The 26,757-nt window shown below is 65.8% G+C and carries 31 protein-coding genes and 1 pseudogene; 18 read left to right on the top strand and 14 right to left on the bottom strand.

Annotated features, from left to right (window positions below):
- Nucleotides 1-12: 12 nt before the first annotated feature.
- Both EYZ64_RS18875 and EYZ64_RS18870 read left to right on the top strand, forming a co-directional pair.
- A complete protein-coding gene (locus EYZ64_RS18875) occupies nt 13-696 on the top strand; it encodes an HAD family hydrolase (RefSeq protein WP_135460113.1) in 684 nt (227 codons plus the stop codon).
- Between the two features lie 98 nt (nt 697-794).
- Entirely contained in the window at nt 795-2,270 is a 1,476-nt protein-coding gene (locus tag EYZ64_RS18870) for a sugar porter family MFS transporter (RefSeq protein WP_167857877.1), read from the top strand.
- On the opposite strand, the gene EYZ64_RS18865 is transcribed toward EYZ64_RS18870, so the two are convergent.
- Nucleotides 2,267-2,743, bottom strand: a complete 477-nt coding sequence (locus tag EYZ64_RS18865) for a DUF7956 family protein (RefSeq protein WP_135455631.1) — start codon at nt 2,741-2,743, stop codon at nt 2,267-2,269. The two genes, EYZ64_RS18870 and EYZ64_RS18865, sit on opposite strands and share 4 nt — an antisense overlap.
- A 37-nt stretch (nt 2,744-2,780) precedes the next feature.
- On the opposite strand from EYZ64_RS18865, the gene EYZ64_RS18860 reads away from it, so the two are divergent.
- The 4 genes from EYZ64_RS18860 to EYZ64_RS18845 all read left to right on the top strand — a co-directional run bounded on the left by EYZ64_RS18860 (nt 2,781) and on the right by EYZ64_RS18845 (nt 5,861).
- Nucleotides 2,781-3,062, top strand: a complete 282-nt coding sequence (locus EYZ64_RS18860) for a phosphoribosyl-ATP diphosphatase (RefSeq protein WP_135455629.1) — start codon at nt 2,781-2,783, stop codon at nt 3,060-3,062.
- A gap of 15 nt (nt 3,063-3,077) precedes the next feature.
- Nucleotides 3,078-3,932, top strand: a complete 855-nt coding sequence (gene hisG / locus EYZ64_RS18855) for an ATP phosphoribosyltransferase (protein WP_135460112.1) — start codon at nt 3,078-3,080, stop codon at nt 3,930-3,932.
- A gap of 66 nt (nt 3,933-3,998) precedes the next feature.
- Entirely contained in the window at nt 3,999-4,481 is a 483-nt protein-coding gene (locus tag EYZ64_RS18850; RefSeq protein WP_135455627.1) for a DUF4126 family protein, read from the top strand.
- Between the two features lie 3 nt (nt 4,482-4,484).
- Nucleotides 4,485-5,861 carry an FAD-containing oxidoreductase gene (locus tag EYZ64_RS18845; protein WP_135455625.1) on the top strand — a complete coding sequence of 459 codons (1,377 nt, stop codon included), beginning with the start codon at nt 4,485-4,487 and terminating at the stop codon, nt 5,859-5,861.
- Here EYZ64_RS18845 and EYZ64_RS18840 read toward each other — a convergent pair.
- Genes EYZ64_RS18840 through EYZ64_RS18830 form a run of 3 tightly spaced genes read right to left on the bottom strand, consistent with a single transcriptional unit; the run spans nt 5,827 to nt 7,302 of the window.
- Nucleotides 5,827-6,459: a flavodoxin family protein gene (locus EYZ64_RS18840; RefSeq protein ID WP_210115535.1), complete on the bottom strand. Its 633-nt coding sequence runs from the start codon at nt 6,457-6,459 to the stop codon at nt 5,827-5,829. The genes EYZ64_RS18845 and EYZ64_RS18840 overlap by 35 nt on opposite strands.
- Nucleotides 6,440-6,988 carry an SRPBCC family protein gene (locus tag EYZ64_RS18835; protein WP_135455623.1) on the bottom strand — a complete coding sequence of 183 codons (549 nt, stop codon included), beginning with the start codon at nt 6,986-6,988 and terminating at the stop codon, nt 6,440-6,442. Before EYZ64_RS18835 ends, EYZ64_RS18840 begins: the two co-directional genes overlap by 20 nt.
- Nucleotides 6,985-7,302, bottom strand: coding sequence for an ArsR/SmtB family transcription factor (locus EYZ64_RS18830; protein ID WP_054602559.1), 318 nt, complete (start codon nt 7,300-7,302; stop codon nt 6,985-6,987). The genes EYZ64_RS18835 and EYZ64_RS18830 overlap by 4 nt, the downstream gene beginning before the upstream one ends.
- Before the next feature lie 271 nt (nt 7,303-7,573).
- Between EYZ64_RS18830 and EYZ64_RS18825 the strand changes: the two genes are divergently transcribed.
- Nucleotides 7,574-7,822, top strand: coding sequence for a DUF3297 family protein (locus EYZ64_RS18825; protein WP_135455621.1), 249 nt, complete (start codon nt 7,574-7,576; stop codon nt 7,820-7,822).
- A 253-nt stretch (nt 7,823-8,075) separates the two neighbouring features.
- On the opposite strand, the gene EYZ64_RS18820 is transcribed toward EYZ64_RS18825, so the two are convergent.
- Both EYZ64_RS18820 and EYZ64_RS18815 read right to left on the bottom strand, forming a co-directional pair.
- Nucleotides 8,076-8,858, bottom strand: a complete 783-nt coding sequence (locus tag EYZ64_RS18820; RefSeq protein WP_135455619.1) for an acyl-CoA thioesterase domain-containing protein — start codon at nt 8,856-8,858, stop codon at nt 8,076-8,078.
- 239 nt (nt 8,859-9,097) lie between these two features.
- Nucleotides 9,098-10,197: pseudogene (locus EYZ64_RS18815) on the bottom strand (IS110 family RNA-guided transposase).
- 448 nt (nt 10,198-10,645) lie between these two features.
- Between EYZ64_RS18815 and EYZ64_RS18810 the strand changes: the two are divergent.
- The gene (locus tag EYZ64_RS18810; RefSeq protein WP_135455617.1) at nt 10,646-10,891 is read left to right on the top strand and encodes a hypothetical protein; all 246 of its coding nucleotides are present in this window, start codon (nt 10,646-10,648) and stop codon (nt 10,889-10,891) included.
- Here the strand turns inward: EYZ64_RS18810 and EYZ64_RS18805 are convergent.
- The 3 genes from EYZ64_RS18805 to EYZ64_RS18795 are packed head-to-tail and all read right to left on the bottom strand — an operon-like array spanning nt 10,888 to nt 13,024.
- Entirely contained in the window at nt 10,888-11,406 is a 519-nt protein-coding gene (locus EYZ64_RS18805; RefSeq protein WP_135455615.1) for a DinB family protein, read from the bottom strand. The two genes, EYZ64_RS18810 and EYZ64_RS18805, sit on opposite strands and share 4 nt — an antisense overlap.
- A complete protein-coding gene (locus EYZ64_RS18800; protein WP_135455614.1) occupies nt 11,403-12,200 on the bottom strand; it encodes a thioesterase family protein in 798 nt (265 codons plus the stop codon). Before EYZ64_RS18800 ends, EYZ64_RS18805 begins: the two co-directional genes overlap by 4 nt.
- Nucleotides 12,197-13,024 carry a RecB family exonuclease gene (locus EYZ64_RS18795; protein WP_135455611.1) on the bottom strand — a complete coding sequence of 276 codons (828 nt, stop codon included), beginning with the start codon at nt 13,022-13,024 and terminating at the stop codon, nt 12,197-12,199. The genes EYZ64_RS18800 and EYZ64_RS18795 overlap by 4 nt, the downstream gene beginning before the upstream one ends.
- A gap of 85 nt (nt 13,025-13,109) precedes the next feature.
- Between EYZ64_RS18795 and EYZ64_RS18790 the strand changes: the two genes are divergently transcribed.
- Nucleotides 13,110-13,982, top strand: coding sequence for a tRNA (adenine-N1)-methyltransferase (locus EYZ64_RS18790; RefSeq protein WP_135455608.1), 873 nt, complete (start codon nt 13,110-13,112; stop codon nt 13,980-13,982).
- An 88-nt stretch (nt 13,983-14,070) separates the two neighbouring features.
- Here EYZ64_RS18790 and EYZ64_RS18785 read toward each other — a convergent pair whose 3' ends face one another.
- Genes EYZ64_RS18785 through EYZ64_RS18775 form a run of 3 tightly spaced genes read right to left on the bottom strand, consistent with a single transcriptional unit; the run spans nt 14,071 to nt 15,425 of the window.
- A complete protein-coding gene (locus EYZ64_RS18785; protein ID WP_135455606.1) occupies nt 14,071-14,364 on the bottom strand; it encodes a DUF503 domain-containing protein in 294 nt (97 codons plus the stop codon).
- A gap of 6 nt (nt 14,365-14,370) precedes the next feature.
- Nucleotides 14,371-14,913, bottom strand: a complete 543-nt coding sequence (lppK, locus tag EYZ64_RS18780; RefSeq protein WP_135455604.1) for a lipoprotein LppK — start codon at nt 14,911-14,913, stop codon at nt 14,371-14,373.
- An 8-nt stretch (nt 14,914-14,921) separates the two neighbouring features.
- Nucleotides 14,922-15,425 carry an MTB12 family secreted protein gene (locus EYZ64_RS18775; protein ID WP_135455602.1) on the bottom strand — a complete coding sequence of 168 codons (504 nt, stop codon included), beginning with the start codon at nt 15,423-15,425 and terminating at the stop codon, nt 14,922-14,924.
- 145 nt (nt 15,426-15,570) lie between these two features.
- On the opposite strand from EYZ64_RS18775, the gene arc reads away from it, so the two are divergent.
- Nucleotides 15,571-17,412, top strand: a complete 1,842-nt coding sequence (gene arc / locus EYZ64_RS18770; protein WP_135455600.1) for a proteasome ATPase — start codon at nt 15,571-15,573, stop codon at nt 17,410-17,412.
- 53 nt (nt 17,413-17,465) lie between these two features.
- A complete protein-coding gene (locus EYZ64_RS18765; protein WP_135455598.1) occupies nt 17,466-17,963 on the top strand; it encodes an adenosine-specific kinase in 498 nt (165 codons plus the stop codon).
- A gap of 4 nt (nt 17,964-17,967) precedes the next feature.
- On the opposite strand, the gene EYZ64_RS18760 is transcribed toward EYZ64_RS18765, so the two are convergent.
- Together EYZ64_RS18760 and EYZ64_RS18755 are read right to left on the bottom strand one after the other, a co-directional pair.
- Nucleotides 17,968-19,116 (bottom strand): hypothetical protein, encoded by a 1,149-nt coding sequence (locus EYZ64_RS18760; protein ID WP_135455596.1) that lies wholly within the window; start codon nt 19,114-19,116, stop codon nt 17,968-17,970.
- 151 nt (nt 19,117-19,267) lie between these two features.
- Nucleotides 19,268-20,170, bottom strand: coding sequence for a LysR family transcriptional regulator (locus tag EYZ64_RS18755; protein ID WP_135455593.1), 903 nt, complete (start codon nt 20,168-20,170; stop codon nt 19,268-19,270).
- A gap of 73 nt (nt 20,171-20,243) precedes the next feature.
- On the opposite strand from EYZ64_RS18755, the gene EYZ64_RS18750 reads away from it, so the two are divergent.
- From EYZ64_RS18750 to EYZ64_RS18715, 7 genes are all read left to right on the top strand, one after another.
- Nucleotides 20,244-21,194 carry a DMT family transporter gene (locus EYZ64_RS18750; RefSeq protein ID WP_135455591.1) on the top strand — a complete coding sequence of 317 codons (951 nt, stop codon included), beginning with the start codon at nt 20,244-20,246 and terminating at the stop codon, nt 21,192-21,194.
- A 516-nt stretch (nt 21,195-21,710) separates the two neighbouring features.
- Nucleotides 21,711-22,256, top strand: coding sequence for a diaminobutyrate acetyltransferase (gene ectA, locus EYZ64_RS18740; protein ID WP_135455587.1), 546 nt, complete (start codon nt 21,711-21,713; stop codon nt 22,254-22,256).
- A gap of 47 nt (nt 22,257-22,303) precedes the next feature.
- The gene (ectB, locus tag EYZ64_RS18735) at nt 22,304-23,590 is read left to right on the top strand and encodes a diaminobutyrate--2-oxoglutarate transaminase (protein ID WP_135455584.1); all 1,287 of its coding nucleotides are present in this window, start codon (nt 22,304-22,306) and stop codon (nt 23,588-23,590) included.
- Between the two features lie 13 nt (nt 23,591-23,603).
- Entirely contained in the window at nt 23,604-23,996 is a 393-nt protein-coding gene (locus EYZ64_RS18730) for an ectoine synthase (protein WP_135455583.1), read from the top strand.
- Nucleotides 23,993-24,913, top strand: coding sequence for an ectoine hydroxylase (gene thpD / locus EYZ64_RS18725; protein WP_135455582.1), 921 nt, complete (start codon nt 23,993-23,995; stop codon nt 24,911-24,913). Before EYZ64_RS18730 ends, thpD begins: the two co-directional genes overlap by 4 nt.
- A 9-nt stretch (nt 24,914-24,922) precedes the next feature.
- Nucleotides 24,923-26,431: a depupylase/deamidase Dop gene (dop, locus tag EYZ64_RS18720; protein WP_135455580.1), complete on the top strand. Its 1,509-nt coding sequence runs from the start codon at nt 24,923-24,925 to the stop codon at nt 26,429-26,431.
- 105 nt (nt 26,432-26,536) lie between these two features.
- Nucleotides 26,537-26,731 carry a ubiquitin-like protein Pup gene (locus EYZ64_RS18715; RefSeq protein ID WP_003880265.1) on the top strand — a complete coding sequence of 65 codons (195 nt, stop codon included), beginning with the start codon at nt 26,537-26,539 and terminating at the stop codon, nt 26,729-26,731.
- Nucleotides 26,732-26,757 lie beyond the last annotated feature (26 nt).

Below are 26,757 nucleotides of genomic sequence, written 5' to 3'. Positions count from 1 at the left end.
AGAATGGCTGTCATGCAGGCGGTGCTGTGGGACATGGACGGCACGCTCGTCGACTCCGAAAAGCTGTGGGACATCGCCATGCAGGCCCTGTATGCGCGGATGGGCGGGGTGCTGACCGCGGAGGTACGGGAATCGACGGTCGGCGGCTCTGCCGAGAGCGTGATGCGAATCGTCTATGACGATCTGGGGCTGGAACCTGACCCTGGCGCCATGGCCGAATCGGCCGATTGGTTGCACGACTACACCGGCGAGTTGTTCGAGCAGGGCCTGCCGTGGCGGCCGGGTGCCCAGGAGATGCTCGACGCTCTCACCGCGGCCCGGGTCCCCATGGCGCTGGTCACCAACACCCGCCGGGATCTCGCCGAACGCGCGTTGAACAGCATTGGCCGCCACTACTTTTCGGTGACCGTCTGCGGTGATGAGGTCGCGAGCGGCAAGCCGTCGCCCGACCCGTATCTGCGGGCGGCGGATCTTCTCGGCGTCTCCGCCGCATCCTGTCTGGCGGTCGAGGATTCAGTCACCGGGACAACATCGGCAGAGGCCGCGGGCTGCCCGGTGCTGGTGGTGCCCAACGATGTCGAGGTTCCCGCGGGCGCTGGGCGCCGGCATGTCCAAACGCTCGGCGCGCTCGATGTCTCCGACCTGCGGACAATCCACGCCGAACTGGCTGCCGGGCCGGGCGTGCGCGGCGCCTGAGGCGCATCGAATTCAGCTGCCGGATATGGCCCTAGCTGCGGGCTCTCTGTGTCAAGGTGATGATGTTCGGTCACGCAATGGCGCGGAGAGGACACGGCATGTCACACGGTCCGGTGAGTGACGGCACACCTTCGGTCCACGACGACGACTACTACTCGTCCGGACGCAGTGCCGTCCGTATCGCCGCGGTCGCCGCACTCGGCGGGTTGTTGTTCGGCTATGACAGCGCGGTGATCAATGGCGCGGTGGACGCCGTGCAGAAGCATTTCGTCATCGACAACAAGATCCTGGGCTTCGCGGTGGCCTCGGCGCTGCTGGGGGCGGCCGTCGGTGCGCTGTCGGCGGGCCGGATCGCCGACCGGATCGGCCGGATCGCGGTGATGAAGATCGCCGCGGTGTTCTTCTTCATCAGTGCCATCGGCACCGGGCTGGCGCCCAGCGTCTGGGTAGTGGTGTTCTTTCGTATCGTCGGCGGAATCGGTGTCGGTATCGCCTCGGTCATTGCCCCGGCCTACATCGCCGAAACCTCGCCGCCGGGGATCCGCGGCCGGCTGGGGTCCCTTCAGCAGTTGGCGATCGTCACCGGCATCTTCCTGTCCCTGAGCATCGACGCGCTGCTGGCGCACATCGCCGGGGACGCCACCAAGGAACTGTGGCTGGGTATGGAGGCGTGGCGGTGGATGTTCCTGTTGATGACGGTTCCCGCCGTGGTGTACGGCCTGCTGACTTTCACGATTCCCGAATCACCCCGGTATCTGGTTGCCACACACCGCATTCCCGAGGCCCGCAAGGTGCTCTCGCGGCTGCTGGGGGAGAAGAACCTGGAGATCACCCTGGGCCGCATCCAGGACACCCTCCAACAGGAGAAGCCGCCGGCCTGGCGTGATCTGCGTAAGCCGGCGGGCGGCGTCTACGGCATCGTGTGGGTGGGCCTCGGGCTGTCGGTCTTTCAGCAGTTCGTCGGCATCAACGTGATCTTCTACTACTCGAATGTGTTGTGGCAGGCCGTCGGATTCGACGAGAGCGCGTCGTTCATCATCACCGTGATCACCTCGGTGACCAACATCCTGACGACGTTGATCGCCATCGCCTTGATCGACCGGGTCGGCCGCAAGCCGCTGCTGCTGATCGGCTCGGTGGGCATGGCGCTGACCTTGGGCACCATGGCCGTGATCTTCGGTACCGCCAAAACGCACGAGGTGCTCAACACTTCGACCGGTCTGATGGAGTCGCAGCCGTTCCTCGGCGGGATCACCGGCCCGGTCGCCCTGGTCGCGGCGAACTTGTTCGTGGTGGCCTTCGGCATGTCGTGGGGCCCGGTGGTGTGGGTCCTGCTCGGCGAGATGTTCCCCAACCGCATCCGGGCGGCCGCGCTGGGCCTGGCCGCCGCCGGCCAGTGGGCGGCGAACTGGCTGATCACCGTGACGTTCCCGGAACTGCGCAATGTGTTGGGCGCGGCGTATGGGTTCTATGCGCTGTGTGCGGTGCTGTCGTTCGTGTTCGTTTGGCGCTGGGTCGAGGAGACCAAGGGCAAGAACCTCGAGGACATGCACGCAAACGCGTTGAGCGCCTAGCGGTGGTCCGGCGGAGGCCGGTAGTCGTCGGCATACGGCGCGCAGCCGACGTTGCGGGCGATCTCGACGGCCGCCTCGACCAGCTTCTCCGGCGAGATGTCCCGGTGGGCCAGATAGACCTCGCAGCGCCCAACGGCCACCCACACGCTGGACAATTGCACCTGCACCAGGGCGAACTCGTCGGGTTCGTCGCGTTGCACCTCGTACGTTCCTCGGGCGGGGTCGGCGCCGTCGCGCAACTCCTCGACCTCGGCGGCAAAGTCGTCGACCGGGTGGATCGACACGGTGAGAATCGGGGACGCGGCCGCGTCGGAGCCCCAGGATGCGGACAGGCAATCGAGCGGGAGGATCGGGTTGGCCAGGCGATTGTTCTGGACCAGGCCATCCATCGTCAGGTATCTGGACAGGATCGCGCGGATCGCCGTGACCCGGGCAGTGTAGGTCCGCAGCTCGTCGCCGACTGGTTCGCTCACCTCTCTATTGCACCCCACAAATCGACCCCCACCGAGCATGAAACAATTCATGCCTGTGAAGACCTTCGAGGCCCTGTTTGCCGAACTCAGCGACAAAGCGCGCACCAGACCTGCCGGTAGCGGCACGGTCGCCGCACTTGACGCCGGCGTCCATGGGCTCGGCAAGAAGATCCTGGAGGAGGCCGGCGAGGTGTGGCTGGCCGCCGAGCACGAGAGCGACGAGTCGCTCGCCGAGGAGGTCAGCCAGTTGCTGTACTGGACCCAGGTGCTGCTGATCTGCCGGGGCCTGACCCTCGACGACGTCTACCGGAAGTTGTGAGCCGTGGCCGATCAGATGTTGCGCGTCGCGGTGCCCAACAAGGGCTCGCTCAGCGAAGCGGCCGGCGAGATCCTCGCCGAGGCCGGGTACCGGCGCCGTCGTGACCCCAAGGATCTGACGGTCGTCGATCCGGTCAACAACGTCGAGTTCTTCTTTCTGCGGCCCAAGGACATCGCGATCTACGTGGGTTCGGGTCAGCTCGACCTGGGCATCACCGGACGGGACCTGGCCGCCGATTCCGACGCCCCGGTGCGGGAGCGCCTGTCGCTGGGCTTCGGTGGCTCCACCTTCCGCTACGCCGCTCCGGCCGGCCGGGAGTGGAGCCCGAATGATCTGGCGGGCAAGCGGATCGCGACGTCGTTTCCGAACCTGGTTCGCAAGGACCTTGCGGCGCAGGGGATCGAGGCTTCGGTCATCCGGCTGGACGGCGCCGTCGAGATCTCGATCCAGCTCGGGGTCGCCGACGTGATCGCCGACGTGGTCGGCTCGGGTCGCACTCTGGGACTGCACGGACTGGTGGCGTTCGGTGCGCCGCTGTGCGAGTCGGAGGCCGTGCTGATCGAACGCGACGGGGCCGAGGGGAATGGCAGTACGTCCGCGCGGGATCAGCTGACGGCGCGCGTGCAGGGCGTGGTGTTCGGCCAGCAGTACCTGATGCTGGATTACGACTGCCCGCGTACGGTTTTGGACCAGGCCACCGCGGTGACGCCGGGACTGGAGTCACCGACCATCGCGCCGCTGGCGGATCCCGATTGGGTGGCGGTGCGGGCTTTGGTACCGCGCCGCGACGTCAACGCCATCATGGATGAGATCGCCGCGATCGGTGCCAAAGCGATACTCGCATCGGATATTCGCTTCTGCCGCTTCTGATCAGCGAGTGCGGCGCTTTATAGCGTGTTAGCGTCCGGGTGATCATTCCAGTCCTCGGAGGTTGCCATGACGCATTTTCTGGTTCTGTTGTTGGCTTTGTTCATCGGTGTGGTGGCGGGATTGCGGGCCCTCACCGCACCGGCCGCGGTGGCGTGGGCCGCAGCATTGAGCTGGATCAACCTCGACGGCACCTGGGCGCAGTGGGTGGCGCACCCGATCACGGTCACCGTGCTGACCATTCTGGCCGTGGTGGAATTGGTCACCGATCAGCTGCCGAGCACTCCGAGCCGTAAAACCCCGGTGCAATTCGTCGCCCGACTGGTCACCGGCGCCTTCGCCGGTGCGGTGATCGGCACCGCGTGGGGCTACACATTCGGCGGGCTGGGCGCGGGTGTGGTCGGCGCGGTGCTGGGAACCCTGGGCGGATACGAGGCACGCAAGCGTCTGGTCGCGGCCAACGGAGGCCATGACCTGCCGATCGCCCTGGTGGAGGATGCCGTTGCGGTACTCGGCGGCTTCGCCATTGCCGCGTTGACCGCAGTCGTCTGACCCATGGCGCCCGCGCAAAGTTTCGACGCAATCGTCATCGGCGCGGGTCAGGCCGGACCGCCGCTGGCCGGTCGGTTGACCGCGGCGGGGCAGACCGTCGCGGTGATCGAACGCAAGCTGGTCGGCGGCACCTGTGTCAACACCGGCTGCATCCCCACCAAAACCCTTGTGGCCAGTGCCCATGCCGCCCACCTCGCTCGGCGCGGTGCCGATTTCGGTATCGGCACAGGTGAAGTCGACGTCGACATGGCCAAGGTCAAAGCCCGCAAGGATGCGATCATGCTGGCCGATCGCCGTGGTGTCGAGGACTGGTTGCAGGGCATGGATGGTGCCAGCCTGATCCGGGGCCATGCCCGTTTTGTCGACCCCCACACCATCGAGGTCGACGGCGAATTGCTGCGGGCCGATCGGATCTTCCTCAATGTCGGTGGCCGCGCCGTGGTTCCGGAATTTCCCGGCCTGGACGGTATCGACTACCTCACCAACGTCGGGATCCTGGACCTGAACCTTGTCCCCGAGCATCTGGTGATCGTGGGCGGCAGTTACATCGCGCTGGAGTTCGCACAGATGTACCGCCGGTTCGGTGCCCGGGTGACGGTGATCGAGAAGGGGCCACGGCTGACCTCGCGTGAGGACGAGGACGTATCCGCCACCATCGCCGAGATCCTCCGGGCCGAGGGGATCGACGTGGTGCTCAATGCCACCGGCATCCGGTTTGCCAAGCGGGACGGCGGTTTCGAGGTGACGCCTCGCGACGGTGCCGATCCGATTGCCGGAACGCACCTGCTGCTCGCGGTGGGGCGGGCGCCCAACACCGACGATCTCGGGTTGGAGAACGCCGGCGTGGACGTCGACGGACGTGGCTATGTCGTGGTCGACGATCAGCTGCGCACCACGGCCGAGCACATCTGGGCGATGGGGGACTGCAACGGCAAGGGCGCCTTCACCCACACGTCCTACAACGACTTCGAGATCGTCGCCGCCAATCTGCTCGACGATGATCCGCGTCGCGTGAGCGATCGCATCGCCACCTACGCGCTCTACATCGATCCGCCCCTGGGCCGGGCCGGGATGACGGTCGATCAGGTCCGGAAGTCCGGCCGAAAAGCGTTGGTGGGCAAGCGTCCGATGACCAGGGTAGGCCGTGCGGTGGAGAAGGGTGAGACACAGGGCTTCATGAAGGTGGTGGTGGATGCCGAGACCGAGGAGATTCTGGGGGCGTCGATCCTCGGTGTCGGCGGCGACGAGGTGGTGCACTCGATCCTCGACGTCATGACGGCGAAACTGCCCTACACCGCGATTTCACGCACGATGCACATCCACCCCACCGTCAGCGAGCTGGTGCCTACGATGCTGCAGGAGCTGAAGCCGCTGGACTGAGCGTGCGGCCGATGTTGAGCTGACGCGTCACCAGCGCGACACGATGCCCGAGGTGGCGGCAGGTCTGGAGATCCGCCGGGTGCATCTGGTCGGGCCCAGCGTCGACATCGGTGGCTGCCGCGGCACCCAGCCAGAACCCGAGTCGGTTCAGGTCATGCTCGCTGCCGCCCGCGCTGTTCCAGCCGGCTCCCAAACCCAGGTTCACCCAATGCATATGGTGCTGGGCGGCGAAGATCGCAAGGGAGTTCAACGTGGCGAGTTTGTCTCCGCTCTTGGCTCCGGAGTTCGTGAACCCGGCCGCGATCTTGTCGCGCCACCTGCCTTCCATGCACCGCCGGCCGGTCTTCTCGGCAAAGGTCTGAAATCCTGCTGACACGTTGCCCATGTAGGTGGGGCTGCCGAAGATCATGGCGTCGATACCGTCCAGCACGTCCCAATCCTGGTCGGTCACGGCCTCGACGTGCATGACGGTGACGTCGGCTCCGGCGTCAGCGGCTCCGGCCGCGACCGCATCGGCCAGGGTCGACGTGTGACCGAACCCGGAGTGGTAGACCACCGCGACTGTGGGTGCGGCGACGTCAGTTCCGTTGCGATGCATGGTCGTTTCCTGTCTCCGGGGTCCATTGGGTTCCGAGTGTTTGAGCGACTTCCTGATAACGCTGGGCCCAGTCGGGCAAGGGTTGCCCGCCGAGATAGGCCTCCAGTCGGTCCAGATAGGCGTGGGTGCCGGGGTGGAATCCCTGACCGTCGGAGACCGTCAGGCCGCGGTGCGTGAATCGGAGCAGGGTGCCCTCGCCATCCGGGATGAGTTCGTAACGCACGACGCCGGATTCGGGGGCGGACAGGACGGGCTGGTTCCACTCGTGTTCGAAAACCCGTGGCGGGTCCCACACCCGGATCCGTCCGGTCATCTTCTTCTGTTGCGCCGGGATCGGCGGAGAGTGCGGAATCATCTCGATCGCGCCGCCTTCGCGGGCGTCGATCATCGTTTCGCCCATCCATTGGTCGCGTTGTGCGGGATCGGTGATGGCGGCCCACACCGCCTCGACCGGATAAGGCAGGCGCCGCTCGAAGTTCAGGGCGGCCCGGTCGCCCTCGACTGTGAGTTTGCCTTCACGGCTGGTCATTTCGTCTCCTTGTGGGTCGCTTTGAGATGACGTTCCAGGGCGTCCAGGTGATCCGACCAGTAGCGGCGGTACCGCTCGATCCACTCGTCGATCTGCACCAGGCCGTCGGCGCGTAAGGCGTAGATGCGGCGCTGTGCGTCGGGTCGCACCTCGACCAGACCGACCTCCCGCAACACCCGCAGGTGCCGTGACACCGTCGGCTGGGTCAGCCCCGGCAGGGTGGCCACCAACTCGCCTGCGGTGCGTTCACCGTCGACGAGGGCGTCGAGCAATGCGCGTCGGCTGGGTTCGGCGACTGCTTCGAACACGTCCATGGGTCGAGTATTGCACTACATCTATATAGACACAAGAGAATATATCTCGGGGTGAAGTGCAATCTCAGCGACACCGCACACGGGTATCGAGGGGTTGAAGCCACCCCCTGGCGCCGGCGATCGGATCCCCCGCTGAACCGATCGGACGTGCCGACGTTCGTACTCCTCAAGGCGGCCCGCCAAGACCTACGCGCAACCCGCTACTGCACGGTCGCGTAGATTCTCTGAGGATCAATCCGAGCACCTAACGCAGCATTCAACGAAGGCCATCATGTCCGAGGACCAGAACGTAGACGTTCCACCGAATCATCTCTCCATCGACCCGCGCAGCCCCTTCTATAGCGAAGAGGTGCTCCGCCGCGACGTGGGTATTCGCTTTAATGGCGTCGAGAAAACCAATGTTCACGAATACAACGTGGCCGAGGGTTGGGTGCGTGTTGAAGTCCCTACCGCGAAGGATCGCCGCGGAAATCCTATGGTCGTCAAGATCAGTGGCACGGTTGAACCTTATTTTCGCTGAGCAAAAGAGCGGGCGCGCTTGGACTTCCGGCGCGGCTGTCGACCGGCCCCGGCGGTCAGCTTGTGGCTCGAGTGGCAGCCATCAGCTACAACGAGTACTGGTTCGCAAAGGCCCAGCGGCTCTTTAGCGCATCCGCGCGAGCCAGGCGAGAATTGAACCAGCCGACGGCCGTTGAGCGGCGAGACTCTCAATGATGGTGTCAACTGCGAAGGCGCCGAGTCCACTGTTTCGTCGGCGCGGCCGGTCGAGGCGCTCAGGTCAGGTTGTGTTGGCGTCGGGCATTCGAGATTGCAGTGACGCTGCATTTGCCGGCTGGTCCGAGGTGATCGAAGAGGGTTGCGGTTCCGACGGCGATGCCGCGGCTGGTGAGTTGGTCGTCGGCGCGTAGGCCAATGCCCTGGCCGGTGGGAAGCCGGGTGAGCGTGAGGGTCATATCGGTGTTGATATATCCCGGTCCGTGGGTGCCCCAATTGCAGATCAGGCTGGTGTTCTCAGCGATCAGGGCGGCGTTCTGAAAGGGGCTGAGGGGTTCGTCGTCGACGAGCGTCGGGAAGAGCTGCCAGATCGTCTTGCGCTCGGCGTTGTTGTGGGCGGAGAAGTCGGTGGTCCAGTCGCTATCGCCGCTGGTGATCATCGGTGGGCCGGCCTCGGTGCGGTCGTCGAACGGGGGTGCGGAGATGGGGTCCGCGCGGTGCCATACCTGTCCGGGTGGGTCTTCGGTCGTTGGGAGGTAGAGGGCGGTCGCGCGTGCTCTAGGCTCTCCCGCTTGCGTCACGGTGGCATCGGTCATGATGATTCGGTTTCCGCGGCGAATGATGGCACTACGCATGGTGAGCGGCTCGGTTCGGACCGGTTTGAAGAGGTCCACCGTCAGTCGGGCCGGTATGAATCCTGGCGCATTGGTGGTCTTTTCGATCTCACGCGCGAGTGCCCCGCAGACGGCGTATCCGCCAATCTGCGTGTCCGACCAAACGCTGACCGAGATGTCTTGCGGTGTCAATGCACCGGTGTCGTCGGAGGTGAAGAATGATGTCACGGCATTAGTCCTCCCGGAGATGACGTTAGCTCAACCCGTTGCATTTGAACGTGCTGCCGGTGGTCTTATGACCATGGGCAGGCCGCGGTGCAGCGGCAAGATGTCGATCAGTTTCGCGAATGTCTGCGGCATCCCCTTCGACCGAAGTGGTGCGGTCCCAAGTGCTTCGTGGGAATCGGGTGGCGTTTAACTCCCGAAGCGAGACATCAGCGCAGTCAGGCCGCGGCGGGGGTTGCAGGCTAGTCGAGCGTGAATTCTCGGCCGTCGCGCAGCAGTGCCCACAGCGCGTCGACAAGGCGCCGCGCCAGGGCGAGCAACGCCTGGCTATGGACGAGGCGTTCACCGCGTTTGCGGTCATAGAACTGCCGAGACGGTCCGCCGGTGCGCAGGATCGACAGCGCCGCCAGATAGAACACCCGCCGCAGGCGGCGGTTGAAGCGTTTCGGCCGGCGAAGATTGCCGCTGACGCGACCCGAATCTTGGGGCACCGGAACCAATCCGGCATACGACGCCAGCCGCCCAGCTGTGGTGAACGATGCCAGGTCGCCGCGGGTTACGACGAGGAATTCAGCCCCAGGTTGGGTCCGAAGCCAGGCGGGGACTCGGTGATCCGGGCGTACGGGTGATCGCGGAAACGCTCAGCGATCGTCTTGTCGAGGTCCTTGATCTCGCGATCCAGCTCGAGCAGCTTGGCCGCGGTCTTGGCGATCCCAGGTGCCCACCCCTTATTGGCAGCCAGGTGAGCCGTGACGCCCTCGGTGCCGGCGGCTCGGATTTCCGCCGGGGTGTATAGCCCGGCCACCAGGATGAGTGGTGTGCGGGCGGAATAGTCGAACACCGCTTCCAAAGCGGGGAAGATCGACCCCCGCAGCGACCGCAGCCGGTTGATGCCGCGGACCCAGTCGGCCATCACGTCGGTGCGGTAGCCGGTCAGCTGGGTCAACTCCACCACCAGATCCTCGGGCATCGTCACGTCGGCGAGATCGGTTCGCATTCGGGCGGTTTGGGCGATCCCCCGGGCGTCCTTGGCGTCAGTCTTGCATTCGCCGCGAAACGCGTTCGTTATGGTGTTCACCACCCGGCCAGGCACGTAGACCACCGACTCGCCGGCAGCCAGCAGCACCGTGATCAGCATCGAAGCGATCGGACTGGTCAGATCGATTGCCCACTGCACCCGCTCGGCAGACTTCTGCGCACGCTCAATCATCGCCTCGATCGCACGCTGTTCATTGGCGAGTTTCTGCGTCCACACCACCTTGCCGGTCTCATCCACCGCGCATGCGTGATGGCCGAGCTTGCCGACGTCGATTCCGATCCACACCTGTGGTCGCACCGTCACCGTTGTTCTCCTGTGCTCGCAGGTCACGCCCGTGGACAGCTCCACCGTCATGTCCCTAAACAGCGACGATTCGCATCAGCTCTCAATCAGCGGTCAGAGCGTCCAGCACGGTGGGGCAGCCAGCCTCGCGAAGCCACACGTCCGGCAACCAGATCTCAGCTACACCCCGCCCTGGGCATCTGAGGCACCAACCCCAGACGTCTACGACCTTAGGGGCAAGATCTGGACAACCGTGTGGTTCTAGGATCCGTCACCGAAAGCGGAATCTGTTGTCCGCCATCATGAGCGGAATTTCGGAAAGTCTCAGGAAGCGGCAATGGGATCCGCCATCTGAAATCGGCACACGCAGCGTGCGGCGGACCCGGATCGAGCCGTGCGGCCATGCCCTGTGGGACTACAGTGGGCAGGGGACGGGGTTACTTGCTCGAGGCTATGCCGGAGGTGGGGTGTGATCCGTTTGAAGAATCTTGGAAAGTTGGCCGTCGGCCTTGGCGTAGTGGCGGTGCCGATCGGGGTCGCGGTTGCCGGGGCGGGGTCGGCATCGGCCGATCCGGGCCTGTGCGTGAGTGGTCCATATGGTTTCGCGCATGCTTGCGTGGACACGCCCGGCTGGTACAACGGTTGGTACGACGGTCCGCGTTGGCGCGGTGATTGGCATGGCGGTGACGGCAACAGCCAGGGCGAGGACGATTAGTCGCCGGTTCGGCTCACCGCTCGCAGCAGGCGCAACTGGCCGATCTCCGCGGCGTTCTTCGTCAGCTCGACGTTCAACCAGAGGACTGTGTCGGCCAGCGAACGGCCGCTATCCGGCCCCCACGGAAACGTCGCGGGGGCAACAAGATCGGTGTCGGTCAACGAGTCCAGCAGGCCGCTCCAGCGTGCGCTGAGCACTCTGATCCGCTGCACCGCGGCCGCGGGGCCGGGCCAGTCGATCTCGGAGCGCGGTGGTGGCGGCCGTCCGTCGACGTGCGCCAGCGCGCTCGTCCACCAGAAGATCATGTGCCAGGTCAGCCAGCCGATGGTCGGAACGGGAATCGGGTCGGGCTCGGTATCCGCCCAGTCCGGCCACCACCGGCCCGACGAATCCTCGTGCACGGTCCATACCGACGGACCCGGTTCCCACAGGTGATCCTCGTCGGCCAGCGCCGACAGGTGCAGGTCGGTCAGCGCCCAGGCCAGGTCGAACTGGCGACGCAATTCGACGATCACGGCACCCGCATCACCAGCAGGGTCTGGGCCGAGGTCCCGATAAACCCTTGGCGGTCAAAGATTTCCGCCGTCGTCACGCCGATACCGTCCGGTCCGATCGAACCACGGGCTCGCACCGCGAAGTCCGACCCCTCCGGAAGCCGGTGCAGATGCACCGCGGTATCGGTGTTCATGAACACGAACTTCTCCGGATCGAGCGCCGCGCCGATGCCGTTCGCCGAATCCACCACCAGCGCCAGGCGCTGCAGGGCCGTCGTCTCCTCGTCGTCGACCACCGGCGTCAACGGACTCATCCAGGCCACCGCGGACTCACCGTCGGTCGCGTTCTGCCGACGCCACGACACGCTTTCCAGATAGCCCGGTGCGCCTTCCCAGTTGTGCGCCACGTCGGCCGCCTCGCCCTCCACCAATGGCGGGAAGCGGTCGGTGACCACGTCGCTGGTGTCGCTGGGAGCCAGCAGCCAGGCGGTGACCCGCGCCACCGCGCGCCAGGTGCCGTCGGGTCGAGCGGCCTCCATCTCGGAGACGACCATCGAGATCCGTGACCCCGGCCGGTCCACCCAGGCCCGAACCCGCACCGGCGCAACGGGAATCGCGCCCAGGATGTCGAGCGTCAGCCGCCCGATCCGCAGGTCTGAGTCGGCGGCCAACTCCTCGATCGCCTTGGTCAACAGCGCCAGCGGCGGCGAGCCGTGCTGGATCGCCGGATCCCAGTTGCTCCGGGTATCGGCGGTGGATTCGAACAGCTGGTACTCACCATCGGAACCAAGCCGATGGTAGTGACACCCGATCATGCAGCTCCTGATTCTGGCCACCCGGGATACGGCGGCGGGGTGCCGCCGAACGCCGGACACAAACTCTGATGTGCGCACCACGAGCACAACTTCGACGGGTTGGGCCGGAAGTCGCCGGTGGCCCCGGCCACCTGGATGGCCTTCCAGATCGCCATCAGCGTGCGCTCGAACCGCAGTAGCTCGTCGTGCTCGGGGGAGTAGTCGAGCACCTGACCGTCGGCCAGATACAACAACCGCAGCCGCGACGGCATCACCCCACGCGAGCGCAGCAACGCCACCGCGTAGAACTTCATCTGGAACATCGCCTTGAACTCGGCCTGCGCCCGCGCCTCGGGCGGGGCCTTGCCCGTCTTGTAATCGACGACGCGTAACTCGCCGGACGGTGCGACATCGATCCGGTCGACGAATCCGCGCAGCACCGTGCCGTCGGTCAGTTCGACCTCGAGCCGGTGCTCGCAGCACTGCGGATCGAACCGGGTCGGATCCTCCAGGCGGTAGTAGCCGGACAACAGCGCCCGGGCCTCGGCGAGCAGCGTGGCCGGATATTCGGTATCGGCCAGCTCGGGCTCGGCGGCGACGACCTGCTCCCAGGCCGGCTCGACCAGCGTCAGCGCGGTGTCATGCACCCGCTCGGCCGCAGGCAGGCCGTAGAGCTGCTCCAACGCGGCATGCACCAGCGATCCACGCAGCTGGGCGGTGGACCGCGGCTCGGGGAGCCGGTCGATGGCGCGGAACCGGTACAGCAGCGGGCACTGTTTGAAATCGCCGGCCCGCGACGGCGACAGCGCCGGGCGGCGCGGCGTCGGGGTCGGTTCTTCGCTCACACCCGTAAGCCTAGGACGGAGCCCCGACAAACTTGCGGAACCCCGGGCACCCGGCCCGGTGGGGCTACTGGCAGGCTGGACGTCCGTGGCAGGGAAGAGACCGACCGGACCGTTTGCCGTTGGCGACCGGGTGCAACTCACCGACGCCAAGGGCCGGCGCTACACGATGGTGCTCAACCCCGGCGGTGAGTTCCACACCCATCGAGGCATCATCGCCTTCGACAACGTGATCGGGCTGCCGGAGGGCAGCGTGGTCAAATCCACCAACGGCGATCAGTTCCTGGTGCTGCGACCGCTGCTGGTCGACTACGTGATGTCGATGCCCCGCGGTGCGCAGGTGATCTATCCCAAGGACGCCGCGCAGATCGTCCACGAGGGTGACATCTTCCCGGGCGCCCGGGTGTTGGAGGCCGGTGCCGGATCCGGTGCGCTGACCTGCTCGCTGCTGCGGGCGGTCGGCCCCGAGGGCCGGGTGACGTCGTACGAGATTCGCGACGATCACGCGCCGACCGCGGAGAAGAACGTGATCACGTTCTTCGGTGAGCGGCCCGACAACTGGGACCTGGTGATCGCGGACCTCGCGGACTACGACGGTCCGGAGATGGACCGCGTGGTCCTGGACATGCTGGCGCCCTGGGAGGTGCTGCCCGCAGTCTCCAAGGCGCTGGTCGCCGGCGGTGTGCTGATGGTCTACGTCGCCACCGTCACCCAGCTGTCGCGGGTCGTGGAGGCGCTTCGCGAGCAGCAGTGCTGGACCGAGCCGCGGGCCTGGGAGAGCATGCAGCGCGGTTGGCACGTGGTGGGCCTGGCGGTACGCCCGGAACACAACATGCGCGGACACACTGCCTTTCTGGTCAGTGCGCGCAAATTGGCGCCGGGCGCGGTGGCGCCGGTCCCGCTGCGCAAGAAACGTCATCTGGCCGTCGAGTCCGCCGTCGAGTCTCAGCCGGGCGCCTGACGGCTCAGTCGTCGGCGTTTTCTACCGCACGGCTGCTCGCCGGCGAGGACTACCGCCCTCCGGTAGAAACCGGTGCGTCCGACTCGGCCTAGTCGTCGCTGTGGTGCAGGCCCCTGCGGGTGGAGAGCAGTTCGAGCTCCGGGTGGCCCGCAACCATCCGTTCGGCGGCATCGAGCACGTCCACCACGTGAGCCCGGTCAGCGGCGACCAGGGCGACGCCGATGCCGGTGCGACGGTGCAGATCCTGGGTCGCGGTCTCGGCTGCCGACACCGCGAGCTTGCGGTGCAGTTCGGCGATCACCGGCCGGATCACCGAACGCTTCTGCTTGAGCGAGTGCACGTCACCGAGCAGCACGTCGAACTCCAACCAGCCGATCCACATGGCGGATCAGCGGGGCGGTGTGGGAGCGTTCGAGGAACCCGCCGCCGATCCCATGACCAGCAGCAGATCGGCGGTGTGCCGGGTCAGCTGCCAGCCGTCGCCGTGCGGGGTGAATTCCATCGGGAAGCTGAAGTTGCGGGCCGAATTCTCGCCGCCCGCGGTGACCTTGACGTTCGCCACCACGTTGTTCGGCTCGGTTTGAGACCAGGCCAGATCGGTGGCCTCGAAGGTCAGCGGGGTGAATCCGTTGTCGGCCAAGGCCCGGCCGAACTTGTCCAGCGCGGCGGCGTCATCGGCGGTGCCCTGTTCGACCAGGACAACCTTGTCGGCGCCGGGCACGTTGACGTCGGCCAGCTGGTCCAGCACGCCGGTCAGAGCTTCGGGGGCCGGTAGCGGTGCGGTGGGCGGTGCGGCCGGTGTCGTGGTGGTCAGCACGCTCGTGGTCGGGTGCGAGCGGTTCGCCGGACGATCTCCGCTGCTGCACCCACAGAGCCCAAGTGCCGCCACGATCGTGGCGGCACTCAGGACTGCGATTCGGGTGCGGTTCAATTACCTACTCAGCCGACAGAGGACAGCAGGGCCATGGCCGATCCCTTGGAGATCTGCCAGCCGGTCGGGCTCGGGCCGGCCACGAACTGGATGTTCTGGGTGGCGGTGCCGCCGGTGGCCGAGGTGGCGGTGACATCGGCAAACGCCACGCCGCCCTGGTCATCGATGTTGGCGATGTTGAAGGTCAGCGGGAACTTCCCTTCAGCGGCGGCCTTGCTGTAGGCGCGGTCGGCGGCGATGCTCTCGATACGGCCGATGCCGCCCTGGATGTAGGGGGCCTTGCCGCTGAACGAGCCACCGTTGGCGAGCGCCTGCAGGGTCTGCACCAGTGGCGACGCCAGGTCCGGTGCCGGCGTGGCCGGCAAAGGCGCGCCGAAGACCACCGGCTGGATGGCCGGCGAGGTCGACATGCCGCTGGATGCAATAGAAGTCACACCCGCCGCTGCTCCGCCCACCACGGCGGCGGCTGCAGCTGCGGTGATAAAGCCGGTAACGAGGGTTTTCAAGGCCACGATTGTCCTTTCGATCGGACCAACTGAACTAAGAGGCTAACAGTGGTGCTGGTGTGTCTCGTTCCTAGAGCGCACACAATGGCTGAATCGCCGGTAGCGTTGAAGTTGTTACTGCACCAACTTGCGGTGCGGGAGGGAGCGCAATATGAGTGAGTCAGAGCGTTCGGAGGGCCACGCCGAGAGCTTCTCGGCGGGCTTCTCGCAGCCCATGTCCAGCGATGATGCCGCCGAGTTGGAATCGCTGCGCCGTGAGGCCGCGGTTCTGCGTGAGCAGCTGGAGAATGCAGTAGGGCCTCAGAGCGGATTGCGCAGTGCCCGAGACGTGCACCAGCTGGAGGCGCGGATCGACTCGCTCGCCTCGCGCAACGCCAAGCTCATGGACACCCTGAAGGAAGCACGTCAGCAACTCCTCGCCCTGCGCGAGGAGGTCGACCGGCTGGGGCAGCCGCCCAGCGGGTACGGCGTGCTACTGGGTACCCATGAGGACGACACCGTCGACGTGTTCACCTCGGGCCGCAAGATGCGACTCACCTGCTCCCCGAACATCGAGACCGCGTTGCTCAAGCAGGGCCAGACGGTTCGGCTCAACGAGGCGCTCACAGTGGTCGAGGCCGGCAACTTCGAGGCGGTCGGCGAGATCAGCACGCTGCGCGAAATCCTGGCCGACGGCCACCGGGCACTGGTGGTCGGGCATGCCGACGAGGAGCGCATCGTCTGGCTGGCCGAGCCACTGGTCGCCGTCGAGGATCTGCCGGAGGATTCCGAAGCCGCTCTCGACGACGACCGTCCGCGCAAACTGCGGCCCGGCGATTCGCTGCTGGTCGACACCAAGGCCGGGTACGCCTTCGAGCGCATCCCCAAGGCCGAGGTCGAGGACTTGGTGCTCGAAGAGGTGCCCGACGTCAGCTACAACGACATCGGTGGATTGGGCCGCCAGATCGAGCAGATACGCGACGCCGTGGAGCTGCCCTTCCTGCACAAGGAGCTCTACCGCGAGTACTCACTGCGGCCGCCCAAGGGTGTGCTGCTCTACGGCCCGCCCGGTTGCGGTAAGACGCTGATCGCCAAGGCGGTGGCGAACTCGCTGGCCAAGAAGATGGCCGAGGTTCGTGGCGACGACGCCCGCGAGGCGAAGAGCTACTTCCTCAACATCAAGGGCCCCGAGCTGCTGAACAAGTTCGTCGGTGAGACCGAACGTCACATCCGGCTGATCTTCCAGCGGGCCCGTGAGAAGGCCTCCGAGGGCACCCCGGTGATCGTGTTCTTCGACGAGATGGACTCGATCTTCCGTACCCGCGGCACCGGTGTCAGCTCCGATGTCGAGACAACCGTTGTGCCGCAGCTGCTTTCGGAGATCGACGGCGTGGAGGGGCTGGAGAACGTCATCGTCATCGGCGCGTCCAACCGTGAGGACATGATCGACCCGGCGATCCTGCGGCCCGGCCGCCTGGACGTCAAGATCAAGATCGAGCGGCCCGACGCCGAGTCGGCACAGGACATCTTCTCGAAGTACCTGACCGAGGCTCTGCCGGTGCACGCCGACGATCTGGCCGAGTTCGGCGGTGACCGGACCCTGACGATCAAGACGATGATCGAAAAGGTCGTGGACCGGATGTACGCCGAGATCGACGACAACCGGTTCCTGGAGGTCACTTACGCGAACGGTGACAAGGAAGTCATGTACTTCAAGGACTTCAACTCCGGCGCCATGATCCAGAATGTCGTCGACCGGGCGAAGAAGAACGCGATCAAGGCCGTGCTGGAGACCGGGCAGCCCGGTTTGCGTATCCAGCACCTGCTGGATTCGATCGTCGACGAGTTCGCCGAGAACGAGGACCTGCCCAACACCACCAATCCTGATGACTGGGCGCGGATCTCGGGCAAGAAGGGCGAGCGGATCGTCTACATCCGCACCCTGGTCACCGGGAAGAGTTCGTCGGCCAGCCGCGCGATTGACACCGAATCGAACCTGGGGCAGTACCTGTAGGCCCTTGGTCGAATCGGCACCCGTCCGGGCGGCGTCGGTGGCAGCATGAAGCTGTGACCACACCGGCGCTGTCCTGGGACGTGGTGTCCGTCGACAAGCCCGACGACCTCAACGTCGTCATCGGGCAGGCGCACTTCATCAAGACGGCGGATGACCTGCACGAGGCGATGGTGGGAGTCAGCCCGTCGTTGCGGTTCGGGCTGGCTTTCTGCGAGGCATCGGGTGCGAGGTTGGTGCGCCGCAGCGGTAACGATCCCGACCTGGTCGAGTTGGCCGTTCGCAATGCGCTGGCGATCGGCGCAGGGCATGTTTTCGTCATCTTCCTGCGGGACGGGTTCCCGGTGAACGTCCTCAACCCGATCAAAGCGGTCCCCGAGGTCTGCTCGATCTACTGCGCCACTGCCAATCCGGTCGACATCGTGGTCGCCGTCACTCAACTTGGCCGCGGCATCGCGGGCGTGATCGACGGGCAGCCGCCGCTGGGCGTCGAATCCGACGATGACGTCACGGCCCGCCGGGATCTGTTGCGCGCGATCGGTTACAAGCTCTGACGCGTCAGGATTCCGCCGTGTGGGTGCGGTAGCGGTCGCGGGCCACCAGTGTGAGTCGCAGATCATCGAGCAGCGGGTCGAGGAACCGGGTCCGCTGCTCGGGGTCGGATACCGCGCGGGCGCTGAGGTACATGAACGTCAGCGCCGCCAGGAACATGGTGGTCTGGATCAGCGCCTGGGGTACCGGGAACGTCATTCCCAGCAGCTGGCCGTCGGGTGATCCATTACGGGTCCAGGCGGCCAGAAGCTCGGGACTGAGCACGATCAGTCCCAGGACGAAGAAGATCAGCGCGGTCACGATCGCCACGGTGAGCACCTGGACGATCTGCGAGAGCACGAGCGCAAACACCACGTTGAGCCGTTCCGGCTTCGACAGCCGGACCCGCCGTGGCCGGTCGGGCATGTCGGCGAACGGCGTACCGGAAAGACGCCCGTCGTCCTCGGGTTCCTTGGCGCCGGGCCGCAGAATCGGCCGCACCCGCTCCAGCGTGCTGGAGACCAGGAACACCGTGGCGACCGCGAAGAGGAACATCAGAGCCAGCCAGAGACGGGTGCGGCTCAAGGTGGATGCCATCAGCCAGACGTAGGTGTTGAAGAACACCAGCACGGTCAGCAGAACTACCGGCAGCGCCCGGACGAAGAGGCTGCCGACCGACGCCAGATTGGAGGTCGTGACTTGGGCTGCAAAACCCAGGATCGATCCGATTCCTGTTGCGGTGCAGACTAATACAGCCGCGATGACGAGCAGTTCGATGATCAGGTTCACGCCGTCCCGGGCAGTCAGTCCGCCGTAGAATCCGCTCACCACGATCACCAGGCAGGCCACCGCCGACGCCGCATCGGCCGCGCGTCCGGTCGGGAGTACCGAGACCGCCCACCCGACCAGAGCGGCAGTCGGCAGCACCAGAAGCAGTACCGCCAGCACGAACCACTCGGTGCGCGTCGGGGTGCCGTCGATGGCGATGGTGTGCTTGCCGGTCAGGCCGACCACCAGCACCGAACTCAACATCACCCATGCGTAGGCGGCCAGAGCCGGCGCCGACCGCGCCCACACCGAACGGACCAGCGCTCCCGGGCGCAACACCGCGGGCAGCCCGTTGGCCAGGAACCAGCGTTCGGCCTCGATGCGGTCAGGGGATCGTGAACTCGCCACGGTTCCTCACCGCCACACCGGTGCCGCGACCAGCGTTGCGTTGCGCCTCACGAGGTTCGTCATCACGTCTACTGCACCAAGCAATCACCGGTACGGCAAGCACCGGGCGTAGTTACCGGGGCAGCGTGTCGTGGCGCACCGCGCGCGGATGTCACGTGAGCGCCGAACTGACCTCCGCGGCGATCGCCCTCAGCTCGTCGAGTACGACGGCCACCGCGGGCCGCGCGGTCGCGCCCGAGCGGGTGACCGCCTCCACCCGCCGGGCCACCGAGATGTCGATGATCGGCAATCGCACCAACTTGCGCGCGAGCCTCACGTAGCGGGGCATCAGGGCAATGCCGGTGCCCGCGTGGACCAGCTCCTCGACCACGCGGAAGTCGTTGATCCGCTGGATTATTCGCGGCTGGACGCCGGACAGTATCGTGATCGAGTTCAGCACGTCGTCGACCATCAATCCGCCTTCGACACCGAGCCAGGGTTCGTCGGCCAGGTCGGCCAGCCGCACTTGAGCGCGGCCGGCGAGGCGATGCCCGGGCGGCAGGATGACATCCAGGGGCTCCCGCAACAGTTCGGTGGATTCGAATCGCGGACCCCACGAGGACGCGTCGCGTTCGTCGCGGTGAACTACCACGACGTCGAAGTCGGCGAGTTGGGCCGGTGCCCGGGACGCAGGCACGTCGATGTCACGCCCGAGCACCTGGACTCCGTGTTCGGCTGCCCGGATGATCAACGGGGCCAGCAACATTGCCGCCCCGGAGGGGAAGAATGACACGCTGACCGTGCCGCGGGGTGTGCTGCGGTAGGCGTCCATCTCGGCCCGGGCGCAGTCCAGTGCCGCCAGCACGGCATCGGCGTGTCCGACCAGCACCTGTCCGGCATCGGTGAGGCGCACCCGCCTGCCGTCGGGTTCGATCAATGTCACACCGGCTTCGCGTTGCAGGATCTTCAGCTGCTGGGAGACGGCCGAGGGTGTCATGGACAGCACCTCAGCCACTGCGGCGACCGTGCCGTGGTCGGCGAGTTCACGCAACATCCGCAGGCGACCCGCATCCATGAAGTAATTCTACATATATAGTGAAAAAAGATTAGCTTGACTGAACTATTGGGTGGGCAACACGCTGGTGGGTATGGCCCAACGATCCACCGACCTCTGTCTGCTCGCCGTCGCTGTGGTGTGGGGATCGAGCTATCTGGCCACCAAAGAGATCGCCGCGCCCGACACGGTTTTCGCCCTTCTGGCGGTGCGGTTCGCCCTCGCCACAGTGGTGCTGGCCGCCGTCCTGTGCCGGCGGCTGACGGGATTGACCCGCGCCGAGGGGATTTCGGGTGTGGTCGGCGGGATCCTTCTGGCCGCGGTCTGTGTTGCCGAAACCTACGGCGTGACCATGACATCGGCATCGAATGCGGGACTGATCATGGCGTTGACCATCGTGGCCACACCCATGATCCAGCGCCATCGGGTGGCGCCCCGCTTCTATTCCGCGGCGGCGCTCGCGGTGGTCGGCTGCGCGTTGCTGACCCAGTCCGGCGGCCTGACCGCCCCGCGGGCGGGGGACATCGTGATCGTGATCGCCGCGCTACTGCGCGCGGTGCACGTCACCGTCATGGCGCGGATGTCAGAGAAAAGTGAGATCGACTCGGCCCGAACCACTTTGGTCCAGCTGGTCACCGTCGCCGGTGTGGCGCTCGCCCTCTGCGGGCCGTCCGGGCAATCCGTGGTGGCGACGACCGCGGCCTACGGGGTGGCGGACTGGGCCGTCATCGGGTATCTGGTGTTGGCCTGCACAGTGTTTGCCTTCCTGGTGCAGTTGCGGGCGCTGAACACAACCAGTCCGGCCCGGGTCAGCCTGCTGGTGGGTACCGAACCGCTGTGGGCCGCCATCATCGGCATCGCCATGGCCGGCGATCGCGTCACCGGCGCCGGAATCGCCGGAGCCGCACTGGTGATCGCCGGAACCACCTGGGGGCGCATGGTGCTGACGCCGCCGGCGTCAGCGTCGCTCCAACTCCAGGTAGGCGTCTCGCCCGGCCAGGCTGACCGCGACGTCCGCGACCACGTTGACCTGTTCGGCGCGTGACAGCGGGGTGCGCCGCGGATGGTGCCCGTCTGGTTTCGGCAGCGGTCGAATCCTGGCTACGGATCGCGTGGTGTTGCCCGTATCGCGATACGGCTGGCTTGCTGGATGAGTTGATTCACGGAAACCCTCCGAGCATATTCGACCGCCTAATGGGGTTGAAACCCGGCCGCGATTATTAGATTTTGATTTGAATTTCTGGGCGCGGAGTATCGGCGGATAAACCAGTGTATGGGGGCGTTCGGCATGCCGAGACAACTGTGGCGGCGGGATAGCTAGTGACTCCGAGGGTGGTACCCGCGCACCAATGTAACGATTGGATAACGGCGCTAACACTTTCCTGAGATTGACGATTGTCGGAGTTATTGCAGGTCAAGTGGGGTGATCGGAGACGAATTGTCGCTCCTCGGGCGGTGTCGGAGCTTGATCCGGGCAGAGCGGTGTGCTTACGTCGAGGGCACCGATGGCCTGAAACTGACGATGTTCGCTGAGAAGTTCGGTGGTGACTTTTAACTCGATATGCGTGTTTTAGAAAGCGTTCCGGGACGCCATTCCCGGGAAGAATTCCTGCGCCCTCCGCGGGGTACCGATGCGATTGGCATCCGCGGCCTTGTGGAAGCCACTGGGGTGCTCGATCTGAATTCCACCTACGCCTATCTGTTGCTGGCAACCGATTTTGCTGCCACGTCAATCGTGGCCGAACGTGACGGTGACCTGCACGGATTCATCACGGGTTACCACCCGCCGCCACGACCGGACGTCCTGTTTGTGTGGCAGGTCGCCGTGGCGCCGTCGGCGCAGGGCGGAGGGTTGGCCAGCACGATGCTCGACGCCCTCGTGCACCGGGTGCGGACGCAGCGCGGCGGGCGCCCGGTCACCGTGGAGGCCACGGTCTCACCCGGCAACACCGCCTCACGCGCATTCTTCGGTGCGTTCGCCCGCCGGCACGGTGTCCCGCTCGTCGAGGACCCGCATTTCGGTTGCGATCTCCTCGACGCCGACGGAGCGCACGAGGACGAGCCGATTCTGCGGATGGGGCCCATCGCCACACCGCTTTCTCGCTGAAATCAGTTATCTGATAACCATTTTGAATTGATTGGAAGGATTATCCCTTGCTGCTCGCTACGACAGCGCCGTTGTCCGAATCTGACCTTCCCGACGTTTTCAGCTCGGTCGAGTCAGAGGTCCGTAGCTATTGCCGCGGCTGGCCCACCGTCATGAACAGCGCCGCTGGCTCCTGGGTGACCGACACCTCGGGGCGTACCTACATCGACTTCTTCGCCGGAGCGGGGGCGCTGAACTACGGCCACAACAACGCCGCCCTGAAGGAACCGTTGCTGGAATACCTTGTCTCCGACGGGATCGTGCACTCGCTGGACATGGCCACCGCGGCCAAACAACGGTTCCTGGAGAGCTTCGAGCGGCTGATCCTGCGGCCGCGCGGGCTCGACTACAAGGTGCAGTTCCCCGGGCCGACCGGGGCCAACTCGGTGGAGTCGGCCCTGAAACTGGCCAGGAAGGTCACCGGACGCGAATCGGTTATCAGCTTTACCAACGCATTTCACGGCATGACACTGGGCGCGCTGTCGGTCACCGGCAACTCGATGAAGCGGGCCGGGGCAGGCATCCCGCTGGTGCACGCCACGCCGATGCCCTATGACAACTATTTCGGCGGGGTCACCGAGGACTTCCACTGGTTCGAGCGCGTGCTCGACGATTCGGGCAGCGGACTCAACCGGCCGGCCGCGGTGATCGTCGAAACCGTCCAGGGCGAAGGCGGTCTCAACGTCGCGCGGATCGAATGGCTGCAGGCCCTCGCCGAGTTGTGCCGCAAACGCGACATCCTGCTGATCGTCGACGATGTCCAGATGGGGTGTGGCCGCACCGGGCCGTTCTTCAGCTTCGAGGCCGCCGGCATCGTGCCCGATATCGTGACGATCTCGAAGTCGGTCAGTGGTTACGGCCTGCCGATGGCGCTCACACTGTTCCGCCGCGAGCTCGACATGTGGACGCCGGGGGAGCACAACGGCACCTTCCGCGGTCACAATCCGGCCTTCATCACCGCGACCGCCGCGATCGAGACATATTGGGAGAATGACCAATTCAGCGTCGACACCGCCGCCAAGGGTGAGCTGATCCGGGCGCGTCTGGAGGAGATCGCCGCTGCCCACGACGGGCTGAGCGCTCGTGGCCGCGGAATGGCCCAGGGGATCAAGTTCGACGAGCCTGACCTGGCCGGAAAGGTCTGCCGGGCCGCCTTCGACCGCGGTGCGCTGATGGAAACCAGCGGACCGTCCGACGAAGTGGTCAAACTGCTGCCGCCGCTGACCACTCTTCCGACCGAATTGTCCGAGGGACTCGACATTCTCGCCGAGTCCGTCGCAGTCACGCTGGCCTGAGGAGGCTTGAAACATGATTGTTCGCACCACAGCTGAGATCACCGGTACGGACCGTGACGTCGCCGACGGCAGCTGGCGATCCAAGCGCATCATCCTTGCCGGCGACGGTGTCGGTTTCTCGTTCCACGAGACCACCATCGAGGCGGGGTCGGTCAACGAGTTCCACTATCAGCATCACGTCGAGGCGGTCTGGGTGATCGAGGGGACCGGCACGCTGATGGATCTGGAGACCGGACAGCAGTACCCGCTCGCTGACGGCACCATGTATCTCCTCAACAACCATGACCGCCACCGCGTTACGTGCGACGAGCAGCTCCGGATGCTGTGCGTGTTCAACCCGCCGGTGACCGGGCGGGAGGTGCATGACGAGAACGGCGTATACCCGGCGCCGCAGTCGGTCGCATGACGGCACAGCGGACCGCCGAAGGCGTATCGCGTGGGAGCACGGTTGTCGAGGATCGCTACCCGACACGGCTCGAGCACGCGATCGAGCCGATACCGCGCCATGAGCCGGTGGTGTGGGGCACTGTGGCCGATGGGCCGCTGAGCCAGCATCATCTCGACGGCTTCTCCGAGTACGGCTACCTGGTCGCGCCCGAGACGGTGTCCGACGATTGGCTGCCGCTGTTGCGGCACGAAATCGACCGGGTGGCAGCGGATCTGGACAAGGACGACCCGCGGGTGATCCGTGAGCCGGGCGGCACGATCCGGTCGATCTTCGAACCGCATCTGCTGAGCGATCTGGTGGCCCAGGTGGTCCGGCTGGACACCGTGCTGCCGGTCGCTCAGCAGTTGCTCGGCGGCGACGTGTACATCCACCAGGCCAGGATCAACCTCATGCCCGGGTTCACCGGGACGGGGTTCTATTGGCATTCGGACTTCGAGACCTGGCATGCCGAGGACGGCATGCCGGCGATCCGCGCCGTCTCCTGCTCGATCGCCCTGACCGAGAATTTCCCCTACAACGGGTCGCTGATGGTGATCCCCGGATCGCACCAGACGTTCTATCCCTGCGTCGGCGCCACACCCGAAGACAACCACGACACCTCACTGGTGGCGCAGAACATCGGCGTGCCCGATCAGACGACCTTGACCAAGGCTGTCGACACCCATGACATCCACCAGTTCACCGGCCCGCCCGGTACCGCACTGTGGTTCGACGCGAATCTGCTGCACGGCTCGGGATCCAACATCACGCCGCTGCCGAGGTCGAACGTCTTCCTGGTGTTCAACTCGGTCGACAACGCGCTGACCGACCCGTTCGCCGCCCCGCGGCCGCGGCCCGAATACCTGGCGGCCCGGGGTACACAGGCCGTCACCTAGGCTGGCCACATGCAACGGATCATCGGAACAGAGGTCGAATACGGCATCTCATCGCCGTCCGATCCGACCGCCAATCCGATCCTGACCTCGACGCAGGCGGTGCTGGCGTACGCGGCGGCCGCCGGTATCCAGCGCGGGAAGCGCACCAGGTGGGATTACGAGGTCGAAAGCCCGCTGCGCGACGCCCGTGGGTTCGATCTGTCCCGGGCCTCCGGGCCGGCTCCGATCGTCGATGCCGACGAGGTCGGCGCGGCCAACATGATCCTCACCAACGGTGCCCGGCTGTATGTGGACCACGCCCACCCGGAGTACTCGGCGCCCGAGTGCACCGATCCGATGGACGCGGTGATCTGGGACAAGGCCGGTGAACGTGTGATGGAGGCCGCGGCCCGCCACGTGGCAAGCGTGCCCGGGGCGGTCAAGCTGCAGCTCTACAAGAACAACGTGGACGGCAAGGGCGCGTCCTACGGGTCGCACGAGAACTACCTGATGAGCCGTCAGACACCGTTCTCCGCGGTGATCGCAGGGTTCACGCCGTTCCTGGTGTCCCGGCAGGTGGTGACCGGTTCGGGCCGGGTCGGCATCGGTCCGTCAGGTGACGATCCCGGCTTCCAGCTGTCCCAGCGGGCCGACTACATCGAGGTCGAGGTCGGCCTGGAGACCACGCTCAAGCGCGGCATCATCAACACCCGCGACGAGCCGCACGCCGACGCCGACAAGTACCGGCGGCTGCACGTCATCATCGGTGATGCCAACCTGGCCGAGACGTCGACGTACCTCAAGGTCGGGACCAGCTCGCTGGTGCTCGATCTGATCGAGGAAGGCCCGCAGTACGGGCTGGACCTGTCCGATCTCGCGCTGGCCCGACCGGTGCACGCGGTGCACGTGATCAGCCGCGATCCGTCGCTGCGGGCCACCGTTGCGCTGGCCGACGGCCGTGAGATGACCGCCCTGGCGATGCAACGGGTCTATCTGGACCGGGTGGCCAAACTGGTCGACATCAGGGACCCCGACCCACGAGCCTCCCACGTCGTCGAGACCTGGGCCCATGTGTTGGACCTGCTGGAACGCGATCCGATGGAATGCGCCGAGATCCTGGACTGGCCGGCCAAGCTGCGGTTGCTGGAAGGGTTCCGTCAGCGCGAGAACCTCAGCTGGCAGGCGCCGCGGCTTCACCTGGTCGACCTGCAGTACTCCGACGTCCGGCTGGACAAGGGTCTGTACAACCGGCTGGTGGCACGCGGTTCGATGAAGCGCCTGGTCACCGAACAGCAGGTGATCGACGCGGTCGACAACCCGCCGACCGACACCCGCGCGTACTTCCGTGGCGAATGCCTTCGCCGGTTCGGTTCCGACATCGCCGCGGCCAGCTGGGACTCGGTGATCTTCGATCTCGGCGGCGATTCGCTCGTCCGGATTCCGACGCTGGAGCCGTTGCGCGGCAGCAAAGCGCACGTCGGCGCCCTGCTGGACTCTGTGGACAGCGCCGCCGAACTCGTCGAGCAACTCACGAACTGACCGTTTCCGGCGGTGAGCTATCCCGGGCAATCCGGGTGCCGACCGGTACTGTGGAAGGACCGGTTGGGCGGTTAGCCCAGCCGATGACAATTGCAGGAGGCAGCGATGGCTCAAGAGCAGACCAAGCGTGGCGGTGGCGGCGGCGAGGATGACGACCTCCCGGGTGCATCTGCCGCCGGCCAGGAGCGTCGCGAGAAGCTGGCCGAGGAGACCGACGATCTGCTCGATGAGATCGACGACGTGCTGGAAGAGAACGCAGAAGACTTCGTGCGCGCGTACGTCCAAAAGGGCGGCCAGTGACCTGGCACGAAAATCTGTCTTCGTCT

Source organism: Mycobacterium sp. DL99 (assembly GCF_004762045.1).
GTDB lineage: Bacteria > Actinomycetota > Actinomycetes > Mycobacteriales > Mycobacteriaceae > Mycobacterium.
The sequence above is the reverse complement of the archived record's forward strand: the minus strand, read 5'-3'. Positions and strand labels throughout refer to the sequence as shown.

Excerpts from the sequence above, each read along its gene's own strand:
- EYZ64_RS18750 (WP_135455591.1), top strand. The coding sequence starts at position 20,244 with ATGGCCCAACGATCCACCGACCTCTGTCTGCTCGCCGTCGCTGTGGTG.
- thpD (WP_135455582.1), top strand. The coding sequence starts at position 23,993 with ATGACGGCACAGCGGACCGCCGAAGGCGTATCGCGTGGGAGCACGGTT.
- EYZ64_RS18785 (WP_135455606.1), bottom strand. The coding sequence starts at position 14,364 with ATGTGGATCGGCTGGTTGGAGTTCGACGTGCTGCTCGGTGACGTGCAC.
- hisG (WP_135460112.1), top strand. The coding sequence starts at position 3,078 with ATGTTGCGCGTCGCGGTGCCCAACAAGGGCTCGCTCAGCGAAGCGGCC.
- EYZ64_RS18875 (WP_135460113.1), top strand. The coding sequence starts at position 13 with ATGCAGGCGGTGCTGTGGGACATGGACGGCACGCTCGTCGACTCCGAA.
- EYZ64_RS18715 (WP_003880265.1), top strand. The coding sequence starts at position 26,537 with ATGGCTCAAGAGCAGACCAAGCGTGGCGGTGGCGGCGGCGAGGATGAC.
- EYZ64_RS18755 (WP_135455593.1), bottom strand. The coding sequence starts at position 20,170 with ATGGATGCGGGTCGCCTGCGGATGTTGCGTGAACTCGCCGACCACGGC.
- EYZ64_RS18835 (WP_135455623.1), bottom strand. The coding sequence starts at position 6,988 with ATGACCAGCCGTGAAGGCAAACTCACAGTCGAGGGCGACCGGGCCGCC.
- dop (WP_135455580.1), top strand. The coding sequence starts at position 24,923 with ATGCAACGGATCATCGGAACAGAGGTCGAATACGGCATCTCATCGCCG.
- EYZ64_RS18870 (WP_167857877.1), top strand. The coding sequence starts at position 795 with ATGTCACACGGTCCGGTGAGTGACGGCACACCTTCGGTCCACGACGAC.
- EYZ64_RS18825 (WP_135455621.1), top strand. The coding sequence starts at position 7,574 with ATGTCCGAGGACCAGAACGTAGACGTTCCACCGAATCATCTCTCCATC.
- ectA (WP_135455587.1), top strand. The coding sequence starts at position 21,711 with ATGCGTGTTTTAGAAAGCGTTCCGGGACGCCATTCCCGGGAAGAATTC.
- EYZ64_RS18730 (WP_135455583.1), top strand. The coding sequence starts at position 23,604 with ATGATTGTTCGCACCACAGCTGAGATCACCGGTACGGACCGTGACGTC.
- EYZ64_RS18830 (WP_054602559.1), bottom strand. The coding sequence starts at position 7,302 with ATGGACGTGTTCGAAGCAGTCGCCGAACCCAGCCGACGCGCATTGCTC.
- EYZ64_RS18845 (WP_135455625.1), top strand. The coding sequence starts at position 4,485 with ATGGCGCCCGCGCAAAGTTTCGACGCAATCGTCATCGGCGCGGGTCAG.
- EYZ64_RS18840 (WP_210115535.1), bottom strand. The coding sequence starts at position 6,459 with ATGCATCGCAACGGAACTGACGTCGCCGCACCCACAGTCGCGGTGGTC.
- EYZ64_RS18800 (WP_135455614.1), bottom strand. The coding sequence starts at position 12,200 with ATGATCGGGTGTCACTACCATCGGCTTGGTTCCGATGGTGAGTACCAG.
- EYZ64_RS18860 (WP_135455629.1), top strand. The coding sequence starts at position 2,781 with ATGAAACAATTCATGCCTGTGAAGACCTTCGAGGCCCTGTTTGCCGAA.
- arc (WP_135455600.1), top strand. The coding sequence starts at position 15,571 with ATGAGTGAGTCAGAGCGTTCGGAGGGCCACGCCGAGAGCTTCTCGGCG.
- EYZ64_RS18850 (WP_135455627.1), top strand. The coding sequence starts at position 3,999 with ATGACGCATTTTCTGGTTCTGTTGTTGGCTTTGTTCATCGGTGTGGTG.